Annotated in this window: 15 protein-coding genes; 10 read left to right on the top strand and 5 right to left on the bottom strand. The window is 66.5% G+C overall.

The features are described from left to right. Window positions 1-88: 88 nt before the first annotated feature. Entirely contained in the window at window positions 89-1081 is a 993-nt protein-coding gene (locus G3N94_RS26925; protein WP_205795576.1) for a bifunctional riboflavin kinase/FAD synthetase, read from the bottom strand. 123 nt (window positions 1082-1204) lie between these two features. On the opposite strand from G3N94_RS26925, the gene purN reads away from it, so the two are divergent. The 6 genes from purN to nadC all read left to right on the top strand — a co-directional run bounded on the left by purN (window position 1205) and on the right by nadC (window position 8110). Then, the gene (gene purN, locus G3N94_RS26920; protein WP_205795575.1) at window positions 1205-1867 is read left to right on the top strand and encodes a phosphoribosylglycinamide formyltransferase; all 663 of its coding nucleotides are present in this window, start codon (window positions 1205-1207) and stop codon (window positions 1865-1867) included. Beyond that, a complete protein-coding gene (locus tag G3N94_RS26915) occupies window positions 1864-3129 on the top strand; it encodes an RsmB/NOP family class I SAM-dependent RNA methyltransferase (protein WP_205795574.1) in 1266 nt (421 codons plus the stop codon). Before purN ends, G3N94_RS26915 begins: the two co-directional genes overlap by 4 nt. A 15-nt stretch (window positions 3130-3144) precedes the next feature. Next, window positions 3145-4497, top strand: a complete 1353-nt coding sequence (locus tag G3N94_RS26910; protein WP_205795573.1) for a mechanosensitive ion channel domain-containing protein — start codon at window positions 3145-3147, stop codon at window positions 4495-4497. 192 nt (window positions 4498-4689) lie between these two features. After that, on the top strand, window positions 4690-5886 hold the full coding sequence (locus G3N94_RS26905; protein WP_205795572.1) for an acyl-CoA desaturase: 1197 nt from the start codon (window positions 4690-4692) through the stop codon (window positions 5884-5886). A 179-nt stretch (window positions 5887-6065) separates the two neighbouring features. Then, window positions 6066-7202: a quinolinate synthase NadA gene (gene nadA, locus G3N94_RS26900; protein WP_205795571.1), complete on the top strand. Its 1137-nt coding sequence runs from the start codon at window positions 6066-6068 to the stop codon at window positions 7200-7202. Further along, window positions 7199-8110, top strand: coding sequence for a carboxylating nicotinate-nucleotide diphosphorylase (nadC, locus tag G3N94_RS26895; RefSeq protein WP_205795570.1), 912 nt, complete (start codon window positions 7199-7201; stop codon window positions 8108-8110). The genes nadA and nadC overlap by 4 nt, the downstream gene beginning before the upstream one ends. A gap of 99 nt (window positions 8111-8209) precedes the next feature. On the opposite strand, the gene nadB is transcribed toward nadC, so the two are convergent. From nadB to radC, 4 genes are all read right to left on the bottom strand, one after another. Next, window positions 8210-9796: an L-aspartate oxidase gene (gene nadB, locus G3N94_RS26890; protein ID WP_205795569.1), complete on the bottom strand. Its 1587-nt coding sequence runs from the start codon at window positions 9794-9796 to the stop codon at window positions 8210-8212. 160 nt (window positions 9797-9956) lie between these two features. Then, complete coding sequence (rpmG, locus tag G3N94_RS26885; RefSeq protein ID WP_007586229.1) at window positions 9957-10124, bottom strand: 50S ribosomal protein L33; 168 nt, start codon at window positions 10122-10124, stop codon at window positions 9957-9959. Window positions 10125-10141: 17 nt separating this feature from the next. Then, window positions 10142-10375, bottom strand: coding sequence for a 50S ribosomal protein L28 (gene rpmB, locus G3N94_RS26880; RefSeq protein ID WP_004186391.1), 234 nt, complete (start codon window positions 10373-10375; stop codon window positions 10142-10144). A gap of 242 nt (window positions 10376-10617) precedes the next feature. Beyond that, a complete protein-coding gene (gene radC / locus G3N94_RS26875; RefSeq protein ID WP_205795568.1) occupies window positions 10618-11382 on the bottom strand; it encodes a DNA repair protein RadC in 765 nt (254 codons plus the stop codon). A 136-nt stretch (window positions 11383-11518) separates the two neighbouring features. Here radC and G3N94_RS26870 point away from each other — a divergent pair, with 136 nt between their 5' ends. The 4 genes from G3N94_RS26870 to G3N94_RS26855 form a co-directional block, all read left to right on the top strand. Then, window positions 11519-11974, top strand: coding sequence for a peptidylprolyl isomerase (locus tag G3N94_RS26870; protein ID WP_124597807.1), 456 nt, complete (start codon window positions 11519-11521; stop codon window positions 11972-11974). A gap of 2 nt (window positions 11975-11976) precedes the next feature. Next, complete coding sequence (gene ispH / locus G3N94_RS26865; RefSeq protein WP_205795567.1) at window positions 11977-12963, top strand: 4-hydroxy-3-methylbut-2-enyl diphosphate reductase; 987 nt, start codon at window positions 11977-11979, stop codon at window positions 12961-12963. 264 nt (window positions 12964-13227) lie between these two features. Further along, window positions 13228-13890 carry an amino acid-binding protein gene (locus G3N94_RS26860; protein WP_205795584.1) on the top strand — a complete coding sequence of 221 codons (663 nt, stop codon included), beginning with the start codon at window positions 13228-13230 and terminating at the stop codon, window positions 13888-13890. Between the two features lie 211 nt (window positions 13891-14101). Then, the coding region (locus G3N94_RS26855; protein ID WP_205795566.1) for a branched-chain amino acid ABC transporter permease at window positions 14102-14806 on the top strand (705 nt) is incomplete at its 3' end.

Raw genomic sequence — 14806 nt, 5'->3', positions numbered from 1 at the left:
CGTCGTGAATCGGGTGAGCGCGGGTGAGTGCGGGTGCCTGCGCACATCGGCGGCGCCGGGATGCGGCGCACAGCGCCGCGAGCCGGGGTCAGCTAATTCGGTCGGTGGCCGACGTCGAGAAGCCGGTCGTGCGGCTGCCGGGCGCGTGGCCGTGCGCCGCGAAGTACGCGCGCGCGTTCGCGACGTCCTGCGCGATCGCGCGCGACAGCGCCTCGAGATCGTCGAATTTCGCCTCGTCGCGCAGCTTCTGCAGGAATTCGACGCGCACGAGCTTGCCGTACGCGTCGCCGTGCCAGTCGAGCAGGTGGACTTCGAGCAGCACGCGGCCCGAATCGACGACGGTCGGGCGCAGCCCGAGGCTCGCGACGCCGGGCAGCGGGGTGTCGGCGAGGCCGTGGACCTGGACGACGAAGATCCCCATCAGCGCCGGCCGCTTGTGCGCGATTGGCAGGTTCAGCGTCGGGAAGCCGAGGTCGCGGCCGAGCTTCAGCCCGTGCGTGACGTGGCCGCTGATCGCGTAGCCGTGGCCGAGCGCCTGCGCGGCGGCCCCGAGATCGCCGGCTGCGAGCGCGGCACGTACGCCGGAGCTGGAGATGCGCGTGCCGTCGCTGCCGGCGACTGTGCCCATCTGCTCGACCTCGAAGCCGTACTGCTCGCCGGCCGCCTTCAGCGACGCGAACGTGCCCGCGCGCTTCGCGCCGTAGCAGAAATCGTCGCCGACCATCATCCAGCGCGTATGCAGCCCGCCCACGAGGGTGCGCTCGACGAACGCCTCCGGCGACTGGCTCGCGAACGTATGGTTGAAGTGCTCGACGACCACCCGGTCGACGCCGTTCTCGCGCAGCGCCTCGAGCTTGTCGCGCAGCATCGCGATGCGCGGCGGCGCGCCGGCGGGATTGAAGAATTCCCGCGGGTGCGGCTCGAAGGTCATCACGCAGACGGGCAGGCCGCGCGCGTCCGCTGCCGCGCGCACGCGCGCGAGCAGCGCCTGGTGGCCGCGGTGGACACCGTCGAAGTTGCCGATCGTCAGCGCGCACGGGGCGCGGCTTTCGGCGTTGGGCAGGCCGCGGAAGACTTTCACGATAGCGGAAGCAGCGTCGGGGGAATGGGCGGATGGATGCCGCAAAGCAGAAGATTATAAACGTTCGGGCGGGCAGGCGGCTCAGGAGGCGGGAAACGGGAGGCCGAATGGTAAAATTCGCGGATGAAAAAACTCGTCATCTTGATTTCCGGTCGCGGCAGCAACATGGAAGCCATCGTCCGCGCGTGCGCGCAGGAGCGGTGGCCGGCCCAAGTTGCCGCCGTGATCGCCAACCGGCCTGACGCGGCCGGTCTCGCCTTCGCGGCGTCGCACGGGGTTGCGACCGCGGTAGTCGACCATCGGTCGTTCGACGGCCGCGACAGCTTCGATGCGGCGCTCGCCGCCGAGATCGACCGCTTCGCGCCCGATCTCGTGGTGCTCGCGGGCTTCATGCGCATCCTGACGCCCGCATTCGTCAGACAATACGAAGGCCGGCTGCTGAACGTCCATCCGTCGCTGCTGCCGAGCTTCAAGGGCATCCACACGCACCAGCAGGCGCTGGATGCGGGCGTCGCGCTGCATGGCGCGACCGTGCATTTCGTCATTCCCGAACTCGACAGCGGCGCGATCGTCGCGCAGGGCGCGGTGCCCGTGCGCGCGGGCGACGACGCGGCCGCGCTGGCGCAGCGCGTGCTGACGGTCGAGCACGTGCTGTATCCGCGCGTGGTGCGCTGGTTCGTCGAGGGGCGCCTGCGTCTCGAGAACGGCCGTGCGGTCGTGGCGCCGGAAGAGGCGCGCTGGATTTTCGCGGATCAACCGCAACCCGAAACGAGTGAGGGCGTATGAAGCTGCACGGATTCCTGATCGGCCAGACCGAGACTTTGCTGACCGAAGTGCTGAAATTCGCCGGCCCCGCCGACGCGACGACGAGCCGGTTCTTCCGCGCGCACCCGAAGCTCGGGCATGCCGAGCGCGGCGTGATCGCCGAAGCCGTGTTCGCGGTGCTGCGCCGGAAGATGGAGTTCGCGCACCTCGCCGAGAGCGGCACGGGCAGCCCCGCGCGGCGCCTGACGCTGCTCGGCCTGATGCAGACGATGGGCCGCAACGCGCTGAAGCCGTTCGTGTCGCCCGCCGAGGCCGCATGGCTCGAGCACGTGTCGAAGATCGACCCGGCGAGCCTGCCGGTGCGCATCCGCACGAACCTGCCCGACTGGATCCAGCAGGCGCTGTCGGCCCGGTTCGACGCCGACGAGCTCGCGCAGCTCGCGGCCGCGCTGAACTACCCGGCGCCGCTCGACCTGCGCGCGAACGCGCAGAAGGCGACGCGCGACCAGGTGATCGACGCATTGCGCGCGAACGGCATCGACGCCGGCGCGATGCCGTTCGCGCCGTACGGCGTGCGGGTCGTCGGCAAGCCGGCGCTCACGAAGCTCAAGCTGTTCGAGGAAGGCCAGATCGAGGTGCAGGACGAGGGCAGCCAGCTGCTGTGCTCGCTCGTCGCGCCGCGTCGCGGCGAGATGGTCGTCGATTTCTGCGCGGGCGCGGGCGGCAAGACGCTCGCGCTCGGCGCGATGATGCGCTCGACCGGGCGGCTGTACGCGTTCGACGTGTCCGAGAAGCGGCTCGCGAAGCTGAAGCCGCGCCTTGCGCGCAGCGGGCTGTCGAACGTGAACCCGGTGCTGATCGACAGCGAGCACGACGCGAAGATCAAGCGGCTCGCCGGCAAGATCGACCGCGTGCTGGTCGACGCGCCGTGCAGCGGCCTCGGCACGCTGCGCCGCAATCCGGACCTGAAGTGGCGCCAGTCGCGCGCATCGATCGACGAGCTCACGCCGAAGCAGGCGTCGATCCTCGCGAGCGCGGCGCGTCTCGTGAAGAAGGGCGGGCGGCTCGTCTATGCGACCTGCAGCGTGCTCCACGCGGAAAACGAGGCGATCGTCGAGCAGTTCCTCGCCGATCATCCGGAGTTCGTGCTGGTGCCGGCGCAGAAGGTGCTGGCCGACCAGCGCATCGAGCTCGACATGGGCGACTACCTGTCGCTGTGGCCGCATCGTCACGCGACCGACGGCTTCTTCGCCGCGGTGCTCGAGCGCCGCGCGCCGCAGTAACGGCAGGTTCGATCGATGATGCAGAACCGCCTGCTGTCGCGCCGGCTGGCGTCGGTGATCCAGGATTTCAACCAGCCGGTGATGATCTGGCAGGCGGCGATCCTGGTCGGCACGCTGTGTTTCGCGTGGCTGGCCGCGCGCTTCGTGCATGCCCGCATCGACGCGCGCCGGCAGGCTGCCGGGCGCGCGCCCGGCGCCGGCGCGCAGAGCCTGAAGCGCGCGCTGTTTCCGCTGTTCGGCAGCGTGTTCGTCGGGATCGCGCAGCTCGCGTTCGACCCGTTCATGTCGACGTCGCTGCTGTCGCTCGCGCTCGTGCCGCTGATCGGCATCGCGCTGATCTACGTGCTGTTCTTCTTCGCGCGCCGCGTGTTTGCGCGCGACGGCCACACGCACGCGTGGCTGTCCATCGTCGAGCGGCTCGTGTCGTTCATCGTGTGGGCCGCGATGGTGCTCACGGTGCTCGGCATCCAGCGCGACGTGCTGCAGTGGCTCGACAGCGTGCAGTTCCGCGTCGCGAACGCGCACCTGACGCTGCTGTCGGTGATCTCCGGCGCGCTGTGGGTCTGCGTGACGCTGATGGTCGCGATGTGGCTCGGCTCGGTGCTCGAGGAGCGCCTCGCGCGCGCCAGCACGCTCGACGCGAACCTGAAGGTCGTGCTGTCGCGGGTCGGCCGCGCGCTGCTCGTGTTCGCGGCGGTGCTGATCGGCCTGTCGCTCGTCGGCATCGACGTGACGGTGCTCGGCGTGTTTGGCGGCGCGCTCGGCGTCGGGCTCGGCTTCGGCCTGCAGAAGATCGCGAGCAACTACGTGTCGGGCTTCATCATCCTGCTCGACCGGTCGCTGCGGCTCGGCGACGCGATCAGCGTCGGCGGGCTGCAGGGCGTCGTCACGCAGATCCGCACGCGCTATACGGTCGTGCGCGGCCTCGACGGCAACGAGACGCTGATCCCGAACGAGAAGCTGATCACCGACGTCGTGCAGAACCAGTCGTCGTACCTGACGCGCGGCTACGCGAAGGTCGCGGTGCAGGTCGCGTACACGAGCGACGTCGAGCACGCGCTCGCGGTGCTGGCCGACGCGGCGAAAGGCGTGCCCCGCGTGCTCGCGGAACCCGCGCCGGCGCCGTATCTGGTGAATTTCGGCGCGGACGGCATCGATCTGGAGCTCGGCTTCTGGATCGAGGATTCCGCGAAAGGCACGTCGGGCGTGCGCTCGGCGGTGAACCGCAACATCTGGCGGCTCTTTTCGGAGCACAGGATCTCGATCCCGTTCCCGCAGCGCGAAGTGCGCGTCGTCGGCCTGCCGGACGGCTTCGCCGCCGCGCAACCGGCAGATGGCAGCGCCGCGGCCGGCCATCCAGTCATGTAAGCGGGCCAGGCGCGGAGTGCCGGCTCCGGGGAGTCCGCAGATGGACTCCCGGCGTTGCTTCAAGGCAAGAAATATTCATTTTTTACAAAGACTTGGAGCAGTTGCAGTAAAATTTCTGTCGATTACGCGGTATGCTTTCATTTTTCTGACGCCGGCGCGTGACCGACGTCGCTCACCTCACAGGTAACTGCCTTGTTGAATTCCCTGCTCGACTTTCTTTCCCACGGGCTCCTGCATTTCTCGTGGTGGCAGATCGTGCTGTTCGCGCTCGCCGTCACGCATGTCACGATCATCGGCGTGACGGTCTACCTGCACCGCTGCCAGGCGCACCGCGCGCTGGAGCTGCATCCGATCGCCAGCCATTTCTTCCGCGTGTGGCTGTGGATGACGACCGGCATGCTGACCGGCCAGTGGGCGGCGATCCACCGCAAGCACCACGCGAAGTGCGAAACCGAGGAAGATCCGCACAGCCCGCAGACGCGCGGCATCTGGAAGGTGTTCCTCGAAGGCGCCGAGCTGTATCGCGCGGAAGCGAAGAACGAAGAAACGATGCGCAAGTTCGGGCACGGCACGCCGAACGACTGGGTCGAGCGCAACGTCTACTCGAAATACCCGATCCTCGGCATCAGCCTGATGCTGGTGATCGACGTCGCGCTGTTCGGCGTGGTCGGCCTGACCGTGTGGGCCGTGCAGATGGTCTGGATCCCGTTCTGGGCGGCGGGCGTCGTCAACGGTTTCGGCCACTTCTGGGGCTACCGCAACTTCAACTCGGCCGACGCGAGCACGAACCTGTTCCCGTGGGGCATCGTGATCGGCGGCGAGGAACTGCACAACAACCACCACACGTTCGCGACGTCCGCGAAGCTGTCGAACAAGTGGTACGAGTTCGACATCGGCTGGATGTACATCCGCATCATGTCCGCGTTCGGTCTCGCAAAGGTGAAGAAGGTCGCGCCGACGCCGCGCCTGAACAAGCCGAAGACGGTGCTCGACCAGGAAACGCTGCAGGCCGTGCTGTCGAACCGCTACGAGGTGATGGCGCGTTACGGCAAGGCCGTCAAGCGTGCGTACCGCCAGGAGCTCGTGCGCCTGAAGGATCTCGGCTCGAGCGACAAGTACCAGCTGATGCGCGGCGCGCGCAAGTGGTTCCACAAGGACGAGGACGGCCTCGACGAGCCGCAGAAGAAGCTGCTGCCGGAGATCTTCGCGAACAGCCAGAAGCTGCACACGTATTTCCAGCTGCGCAAGGATCTGGCCGCGATCTGGGATCGTTCGACCGCATCGCGCGAACAGCTGCTGGCCCAATTGCAGGATTGGTGCCATCGCGCCGAACAAAGCGGCATCAAGTCGTTGCAGGAGTTTGCGACGCGCCTGCGCCGCTACGCCTGATTCGAAATCGATTAGAATCTCAGGACGTCACAAACCCCGCGCTGGCGGGGTTTTTTCTTTTGGGCGAGCGTAAAGCATGGGGCGAGAGTAAGTGCTGAAGCACTAACTCTCACCGACCGCGAAGCATGGGGCGAGAGTAAGTGCTAAAGCACTAACTCTCACCGACAGGAGATATGGAGATGCAGTCGACGATCAAACCCGTCGAGTACGACCGACCGGTTGCGGCAGGGGCTGCCTGCGGCATCGGGCAGGCATGGGCGAAAGTGCCCGAAACGCCGTCCCCCGAGGAGCGCGCGGCGCTGAAGGCGCGCATCAAGGCGCTGCTCGTGCGCGAGAAGGCGGTGCTGGTTGCGCACTATTACGTGGACGCCGAATTGCAGGAGCTTGCCGACGAAACGGGCGGCTGCGTCGCCGATTCGCTCGAAATGGCCCGCTTCGGCCGTGACCACGACGCGCAGACGCTCGTCGTCGCCGGCGTCCGGTTCATGGGCGAGACCGCGAAGATCCTGAGCCCGACCAAGCGGATCCTGATGCCGGATCTCGATGCGACCTGCTCGCTCGACCTCGGCTGCCCGGTCGACGAGTTCTCCGCGTTCTGCGATGCACACCCGGACCGCACCGTCGTCGTCTACGCGAACACCAGCGCCGCCGTGAAGGCGCGCGCGGACTGGATGGTCACGTCGTCGATCGGCCTCGAGATCATCGCCGACCTGCACGCGCGCGGCGAGAAGATCATCTGGGCGCCGGACCGTCATCTCGGCAGCTATATCCAGAAGAAGACCGGCGCGGACATGCTGCTGTGGCAGGGTTCGTGTCTCGTGCACGACGAATTCAAGGGCATCGAGCTCGACCTGTTGCGCGCCGAGTATCCGGACGCGAAGGTGCTCGTCCACCCGGAGTCGCCGGAGAACGTCGTCGCGCAGGCTGATGTCGTCGGCTCGACGACGCAACTGATCGATGCCGCGGTCAAGCTCGACGCGACGCGCTTCATCGTCGCGACCGATCTCGGCATCCTGCACAAGATGCAGCTCGCTGCGCCCGGCAAGACCTTCATCGCCGCGCCGACGGCCGGCAACAGCGCGACCTGCAAGAGCTGCGCGCACTGCCCGTGGATGGCGATGAACGGCCTCGCGAACCTCGCGGACGTGCTCGAGCGCGGCCACAACGAGATCTTCGTCGATCCGGCGATCGGCGAGCGCGCGCGCCTGCCGATCGACCGGATGCTCGATTTCGCGGCGGCCCACAAGAAGCGCGTTCAGGCGAGCGGCGATTTGCAGCGTGACCAGCAACTGTTCGCGAACGTGGGGGCCGCATGACCAGCGCAGTTTCCTCGCCCGCAGTCTCCCCGTCCGCAGTCTCCCCGCTCTACGCGACGATCCGCGAGCAGTACGGCGTTGCGTTCGACGACGCGCTCGCGCGCAACGTCGCCGATGCGCTGGCCGAGGACGTCGGCCCCGGCGACCAGACCGGGCGGCTCGTGCCGGCCGACGAGCGCCGCCGCGCCCGCATCATCGTCCGCGAAGCGGCCGTGCTGTGCGGTGTGCCGTGGTTCGACGCCGTGATGCGCCGGATCGATCCGGCGATCGACGTGCGCTGGCACTACCGCGAAGGCGACCTGATGACGGCCGATTCGACCGTCTGCGAACTCGAAGGGCCGGCCCGCGCGCTGCTGACCGCGGAGCGCAACGGGCTCAATTTCCTGCAACTGCTGTCGGGCGTCGCGACCGCAACGCGGCGCTACGTCGACCGGATCGAAGGCACGCGCGCGAAGATCCTCGATACGCGCAAGACGCTGCCGGGCCTGCGGCTCGCGCAGAAGTACGCGGTGCGGGTCGGCGGCGGCGCGAACCAGCGGCTCGCGCTGTACGACGGCATCCTGATCAAGGAAAACCACATCGCGGCGGCGGGTGGCGTGGGCGAGGCGCTCGACGCGGCGTTCGCACTGAACGCGGGCGTGCCGGTGCAGGTCGAGGTCGAGACGCTCGCGCAGCTCGACACGGCGCTCGCGCATGGTGCGAAGTCGGTGCTGCTCGACAACTTCTCGCTCGACATGATGCGCGACGCGGTGCGCGTGGCGAACGGCAACGCGGTGCTCGAAGTGTCGGGCGGCGTCAACTTCGATACGGTGCGCGCGATCGCCGAGACCGGCGTCGACCGCATCTCGATCGGCGCGCTGACGAAGGACGTGCGCGCGACCGACTATTCGATGCGAATCGTCGACTGATCGCGGGGTGCAATCCGCAGATGAAAAAGCCGTTGGCGCTCGAACGCCAACGGCTTTTTTCGTGGGCTCGACAGCTTCGTCGGCCCGACGCGCGCGACGTCAGCGGCGCGCTTTCGGCATCAGCACGCTCGGCAATGCCTTCGGCAGCGCATGCGGCCAGTCGCGGCTGTAATGCAACCCGCGGCTTTCGCGGCGCGACTGCGCGCTCTTGACGATCAGCGTCGCGACGTCGACGAGGTTACGCAGTTCGAGCAGGTCGCGGGTCACGCGGAAGTTCGCGTAATACTCCTGGATTTCGTCGCGCAGAAGCGACAGCCGGTGTCGGGCACGCTCGAGACGCTTGTCGGTGCGCACGATGCCGACGTAGTTCCACATCAGGCGCCGCAATTCGTCCCAGTTGTGCGCAACGACGACTTCCTCATCCGCGTCGGACACGCGGCTCTCGTCCCATGCGGGCAGCTTGCCGGCCGATTCGGCGTCGTAGCCGGCTGTCTCGATCGCTTCGGCGGCCGCGCGGCCGATCACGAGGCATTCGAGCAGCGAGTTGCTTGCGAGGCGGTTCGCGCCATGCAGCCCCGTATATGACGTTTCGCCGACCGCGTACAGGCCCGCGAGGTCGGTGCGGCCCGCGAGATCGGTGACGACGCCGCCGCACGTGTAGTGCGCGGCCGGCACGACCGGAATCGGCTGTTTCGCGATGTCGATCCCGAACTCGAGGCAGCGCGCGTGGATCGTCGGAAAATGCTCGCGCAGGAACGCTTCCGGCTGATGGCTGATGTCGAGATACACGCAGTCGATCCCGCGCTTCTTGATCTCGAAGTCGATCGCGCGCGCGACGATGTCGCGCGGCGCGAGTTCCGCGCGCGGGTCGTGCGCGGGCATGAAGCGGGTGCCGTCCGGCAGCTTCAGCAGGCCGCCTTCGCCGCGCACGGCCTCGGAAATCAGGAACGACTTCGCGTACGGATGGAACAGGCAGGTCGGGTGGAACTGGATGAACTCCATGTTCGCGACCCGGCAGCCAGCGCGCCACGCCATCGCGATGCCGTCGCCGGTCGCGGTGTCCGGGTTCGTCGTGTACAGGTAGACCTTGCCTGCGCCGCCGGTCGCGAGCACCGTGTGCGGCGCCTCGATCGTGATCGTGCGGCCGTTCTCGACGTCGAGCGCATACAGGCCGTGACAGCGGCGGCCGGGCAGGCCGAGGCGCTCCGACGTGATCAGGTCGATCGCGTGGTGATTCTCGAAGAACGTGATGTTCGGGTGCTGGCGCGCGCGTTCGGACAGCGTCGCGAGCACCGCATGGCCAGTCGCGTCGGCCGCGTGGATGATGCGCCGATGGCTGTGGCCGCCTTCGCGGGTCAGGTGGAAGCCGAGCTCGGCGGCGTCGTCCTTCGTGAAGGGCACGCCTTGCGAGATCAGCCACTCGATCGCTTCGCGGCCGTGCTCGACGATATAGCGCGTCGCGCCCTCGTCGCACAGGCCGCCGCCGGCGACCAGCGTGTCGTCGACATGGTTCTCGATGCTGTCCGCGGAATCGAGCACCGCGGCGATGCCGCCTTGCGCGTTGTCGCTCGCGCCCTCCATCATCGTACGCTTCGCGATCAGCGCGACGCGTCGCGTGCTGGCCAGATTGAGCGCGACCGACAGTCCGGCCAGGCCGCTGCCGACGATCGCCACGTCGAATTTCATTGCTGCATCTCCGTCATTGCACTCTTGGTCTTGTGTGTCCGGCGGCAAAACCGCGGAAAGGGGAGAGCATACCGCGTCGGGCCCGAGCGTGCGCGCAAAACAAAAAGCCCCGCGATTGCGGGGCTTTCTGGTCATCGTCAGGCTGGCAGGAACCAGGAGATTACTTGATCTTGGTTTCCTTGTACGCCACATGCTTGCGGACGACGGGATCGAACTTCATGATCTCCATCTTTTCCGGCATGTTGCGCTTGTTCTTCGTGGTCGTGTAGAAGTGACCCGTACCAGCGGTCGACTCAAGCTTGATCTTGTCGCGTGCGCCTTTTGCCATGATTCTGCTCCTTGGGCTTAGGCTTCGCCGCGTGCGCGCAGGTCAGCGAGCACGGAATCGATGCCGTTCTTGTCGATCAGGCGCAGGCCGGCGTTCGAGACGCGCAGGCGCACCCAACGGTTTTCGCTTTCAACCCAGAACCGGCGGTTTTGCAGGTTCGGCAGGAAGCGACGCTTGGTCTTGTTGTTCGCGTGGGAAACGTTGTTGCCGCTCATCGGCGCTTTCCCAGTTACTTGGCATACGCGTGCCATGAGAGCACTCCTAATACGCTAAATTCGGGGTTCGATCGCCGCTGAAGGTTCCCATCGAGCAGACACGTGATCCATGACTGCACTCCGAAAACGCCCAAGCCCTTACAGACAAGGCCCTTCGATGGCTAGAACTGGTTGGAAAAAAGACAGACGGCGATTCTAGCAGAAAAAGTTCAGAAAAATCAAACCTAATTTCGCTGCGCTGTTGACCGCACTCGGGGGCGGCTCGCCGGGCGCACAGTCTACAGCCAACCGGCGCCCGCGAACGAGAAAGTGTCGCCCACGCCGACGACGATGTGGTCGAGCAGCCGCACATCGATGAGTGCGAGCGCGTCGCGCAGCACGCGGGTCAGGCGCCGGTCTTCCGCGCTCGGCTGCACGGCGCCGGACGGGTGGTTGTGCGCGACGATCAGCGCAGCGGCATTCAGCGACAGCGCGCGGCGCACGATTTCGCGCGGGTAGACGGCCATCCGCGTCAGCGAGCCGCGCGCGCTTTCCTCGGTGTCGATCAGGCAATGGCGGGCATCGAGAAACAGCGTGACGAACACTTCATACGGGCGCGTGCCGATCTTGAGCCGCAGAAAATCCTCGACTGCGCCGGGCGACTCGATCAGCAACCGCTCGCGCGCCTTTTCGGCGAGCGCGCGCCGCCCGAGCTCGGCAACGGCCGAGAGCAGCGCGATGCGGGCGTCGCCGATTCCCGGGCGGCCGCGGAAATCGTCCGGCGTCGCGTCGAGCAGCCCGCGCAGCGAGTCGCCGAACTGTGCGAGCAGCGCGCGGGCGTTGTCGAACACGTTGTGGCCGGGCACGCCGGTGCCGAGCAGCAGCGCGATCAGCTCGTCGTCGGTCAGCGCGGCGGGCCCGCGCGTGAGCAGGCGCTCGCGCGGCAGCCCCGTTTCCTTTGCGCGCGCGGTGCGGCGCTTGCGCTGAACGGACGGGCCGGACGGAGCGGGCGTGGGCCTCGCGTCGTCGCGGCATTCGAACAATGACAAGAATTGTTGCGGCATCGTTGATTCTCCATTGACGGCTGTGGGGCCTGCGCGCCGTCGTCGCACTTTCCGCCTTGCGCGCTCAGGTGACTTACAATAAGAGTTTTGCGCTGGGCCTCTCGGCCGTTTCGGGCGCCGACTGAACGAGTCATTCATGAGCCTTATCGATCTATCCGAAGTGAAGCCCGGTTCGCACGTCACGCTGCATTACCGGTTGGCCCTCGCCGACGGCGCCGACATCGTCAACACCTTCTCCGACAAACCCGCAACGCTTCTGCTCGGCGCGGGACAACTGGCGCCCTCGCTGGAACAGATTCTGGTCGGGCTCAGGGTCGGTGACCATTCGACTTTTCAGCTAGCGCCCGAACAGGCGTTCGGTCCCCGAAATCCCGACATGCTGCAGCGCGTGACGCTCGCGACGCTGCGCGAGAACGGCATGGTCGGCGACGATTTCACGCCGGGCGACCTGATCGAGTTCAATGCGCCGGACGGCGGCCGATATGCAGGCGTGCTGAAGGAGATCGGCGAGACCTCCGCGCTGTTCGATTTCAATCATCCGCTCGCGGGCCAGGCGCTCACGTTCGAAGTGAAAATCATCGGGATCCTGTAATCATGAGCACCACCGATACGCTGTCCGGGCCGACCGTCGCCGCCGACGCGGAAATCCTGCTGGCGCAGCCGCGCGGCTTCTGCGCGGGCGTCGATCGCGCGATCGAGATCGTCGAGCGCGCGATCGCGATGCACGGCGCGCCGATCTACGTGCGCCATGAGATCGTCCACAACAAGTACGTGGTCGAGGATCTGAAGAAGAAGGGCGCGATTTTCGTCGAGGAGCTCGAGGAAGTGCCGTCCGGCAACACCGTGATCTTCAGCGCGCACGGCGTGTCGAAGGCGGTGCGCGACGAGGCTGGCGTGCGCGGCCTGCGCATCTATGACGCGACGTGCCCGCTGGTCACCAAGGTGCACGTCGAAGTCGCGAAGATGCGCCAGGATGGCGTCGATATCGTGATGATCGGGCACAAGGGGCACCCGGAAGTCGAGGGGACGATGGGCCAGGTCGAGCGCGGCATGCATCTCGTCGAGAGCGTCGAGGACGTGCAGAAGCTCGAGCTCGCCGATCCGGAGCGCATCGCGCTCGTCACGCAGACGACGCTGTCCGTGGACGACGCGGCCGAGATCATCGCCGCGCTGAAGGCGAAGTATCCGATGATCCGCGAGCCGAAGAAGCAGGACATCTGCTATGCGACGCAGAACCGTCAGGATGCGGTGAAGTTCATGGCGCCGCAGTGCGATGTCGTGATCGTCGTCGGGAGTCCCAACAGCTCGAATTCGAGCCGCCTGCGCGAGGTGGCCGAGAAGCGCGGCGTCGCCGCATACATGGTCGATGCGCCCGAGCAGATCGATCCGGCTTGGGTCGCGGGCAAGCGCCGCATCGGCGTGACGGCCGGCGCGTCGGCGCCCGAGGTGCTCGCGCAGGCGGTCATCGCGCGTCTGCGCGAACTCGGCGTGCGCAATGTGCGCGCGCTCGACGGGATCGAGGAGAACGTGTCGTTCCCGCTGCCGCGCGGCCTGAACCTGCCGCCTGCCGACGGATCCTGAACGACCCCAGAGCTACACCGAAGCGCGCCCCCAGGGCGCGCTTTTTTTTGCACTTCGCGATTGCAGTTGCAACCAACTTTCCCAATGATGGTGCAACCGGGTTGCTATTCGCGGCCTGACCTGTGTCTCAAAATTGGTTGCAATGCAGGAAAACCCCATCAAATCAGGAATATTGGCGTCCTATAAATGGAGTTACAATTCGCCCGTTTTCATGCCTGAGCGGTCGTGAAACCGGATTTTGGCAAGGCGCGGGAGACCTATTTGATGCATGTGAAGTTGGCTTACGCCGAGTCCGTCGCCGCAGCGGTTGCAATGCTTGCCGCCTGCAGCAAAAAGAGCGACGACGGGGCGGGCAGGGAGGCTGCGGCGTCCGCGGCACCGCTGGCCAGCGACGTGCGCGCCGTCAGAATCGGTCATGCCGCCCCGCTGACGGGCAGCATTGCGCATCCTGGCAAGGACAATGAGAACGGGGCAGGTTTGGCGATCGACGAAATCAACACGCATGGCCTGACGATCGATGGTCGTCCGGTGCGGCTGGAACGGGTCGCCGCAAACGATGCGCAGCAAGGCTCTGCGCTCGCGAACCACGCATTGCATGCGCTCCGCGCGAAGCGCTTTACGGTCGCCGACGATGCGACCGCCTACGGGCAGGGCCTGGCAGACGAATTCGCGAATACCGTCGAGGCCACGGGCGGACAGATTCACGCGGTGTTCACGTATGACGAGGTCTACGTGAGCGTCGATGCAATGAAGCGCGCCAACTCGACTGACACGTCCAAGGGGCTGGCTGCGATGCCGTCGACCGACTGCCGCGGGGTGATCGGTCACATCGCATTCGCGCCGAACGGCGATCCGAAAGAGCGGGCGATGACGCTCTACGACTTCAAGGAGGCAAAGAACACCGTCCTCGATGTCGTGACGATGTAGCGACGGGACTCGTGACGGCACCGGAACAGTGCGGTGCCGTTTCTGTATCCGCTCCGGCGGCAGGTCCGGCCGTACAGGCCGGGCGGCGCACGCCGGGACGATCCACCCTTACCGGTCTTTTCTAGTACTCGCAGTGCCGCCGAGACGACGTGATTCCTCGCTTACCCGCGGGGCGAAGCCTCTTCCGGCAGCATGGGCCAAGGAGCTTTAAATGGATATCTTCGTCCAGCAGATCCTCAACGGGCTGGTGCTCGGCAGTGTGTACGCCATCATCGCGTTGGGTTACACGATGGTGTACGGCATTCTCGGCATCATCAACTTCGCGCACGGCGATGTGCTGATGATCGGCGCGATGGTTGCGTTGTCGGCGATCACCGTGCTGCAGAACCACTTCCCGCAGCTCGGCAACATCGCGACGCTGACGATCGGCCTCGGCATTGCCGCGATCGTCTGCGCGTGCGTGGGCTACACGATCGAGCGGGTCGCGTACCGGCCGCTGCGCCGCGCGCCGCGCCTTGCCCCGCTGATCACCGCGATCGGCGTGTCGATCCTGCTGCAGACGGCCGCGATGATCATCTGGTCGCGCAACCCGATGCCGTTCCCGCAGCTGTTGCCGACCGACCCGATCAACGTGATCAAGGCGACCGACACGACGCCCGGCGCCGTGATCTCGATGACGGAAATCGTGATCATCGCCGTTGCGTTCCTCGTGATGGGCGGCCTGCTGCTGCTCGTGCACAAGACCAAGCTCGGCCGCGCGATGCGCGCGATCGCGGAAAGCCCGAACACCGCGAGCCTGATGGGCGTGAACCCGAACTTCGTGATCTCGGCGACCTTCATGATCGGCTCGGCGCTCGCGGCGCTCGCCGGCGTGATGATCGCGTCCGAATACGGCAACGTGCACTTCTACATGGGC

The sequence above is a fragment of the Burkholderia sp. Ac-20353 genome (assembly GCF_017104785.1).
In the GTDB taxonomy this organism is placed as follows: Bacteria; Pseudomonadota; Gammaproteobacteria; order Burkholderiales; family Burkholderiaceae; genus Burkholderia.
This window is presented reverse-complemented; position numbering and strand designations above follow the sequence as displayed.

What these genes read in the sequence shown, in the direction of transcription:
- purN (WP_205795575.1), top strand. Translation starts at nt 1,205, where the DNA reads ATGAAAAAACTCGTCATCTTGATTTCCGGTCGCGGCAGCAACATGGAA.
- G3N94_RS26915 (WP_205795574.1), top strand. Translation starts at nt 1,864, where the DNA reads ATGAAGCTGCACGGATTCCTGATCGGCCAGACCGAGACTTTGCTGACC.
- G3N94_RS26910 (WP_205795573.1), top strand. Translation starts at nt 3,145, where the DNA reads ATGATGCAGAACCGCCTGCTGTCGCGCCGGCTGGCGTCGGTGATCCAG.
- nadA (WP_205795571.1), top strand. Translation starts at nt 6,066, where the DNA reads ATGCAGTCGACGATCAAACCCGTCGAGTACGACCGACCGGTTGCGGCA.
- nadC (WP_205795570.1), top strand. Translation starts at nt 7,199, where the DNA reads ATGACCAGCGCAGTTTCCTCGCCCGCAGTCTCCCCGTCCGCAGTCTCC.
- nadB (WP_205795569.1), bottom strand. Translation starts at nt 9,796, where the DNA reads ATGAAATTCGACGTGGCGATCGTCGGCAGCGGCCTGGCCGGACTGTCG.
- rpmG (WP_007586229.1), bottom strand. Translation starts at nt 10,124, where the DNA reads ATGGCAAAAGGCGCACGCGACAAGATCAAGCTTGAGTCGACCGCTGGT.
- rpmB (WP_004186391.1), bottom strand. Translation starts at nt 10,375, where the DNA reads ATGGCACGCGTATGCCAAGTAACTGGGAAAGCGCCGATGAGCGGCAAC.
- radC (WP_205795568.1), bottom strand. Translation starts at nt 11,382, where the DNA reads ATGCCGCAACAATTCTTGTCATTGTTCGAATGCCGCGACGACGCGAGG.
- G3N94_RS26870 (WP_124597807.1), top strand. Translation starts at nt 11,519, where the DNA reads ATGAGCCTTATCGATCTATCCGAAGTGAAGCCCGGTTCGCACGTCACG.
- ispH (WP_205795567.1), top strand. Translation starts at nt 11,977, where the DNA reads ATGAGCACCACCGATACGCTGTCCGGGCCGACCGTCGCCGCCGACGCG.
- G3N94_RS26860 (WP_205795584.1), top strand. Translation starts at nt 13,228, where the DNA reads ATGCATGTGAAGTTGGCTTACGCCGAGTCCGTCGCCGCAGCGGTTGCA.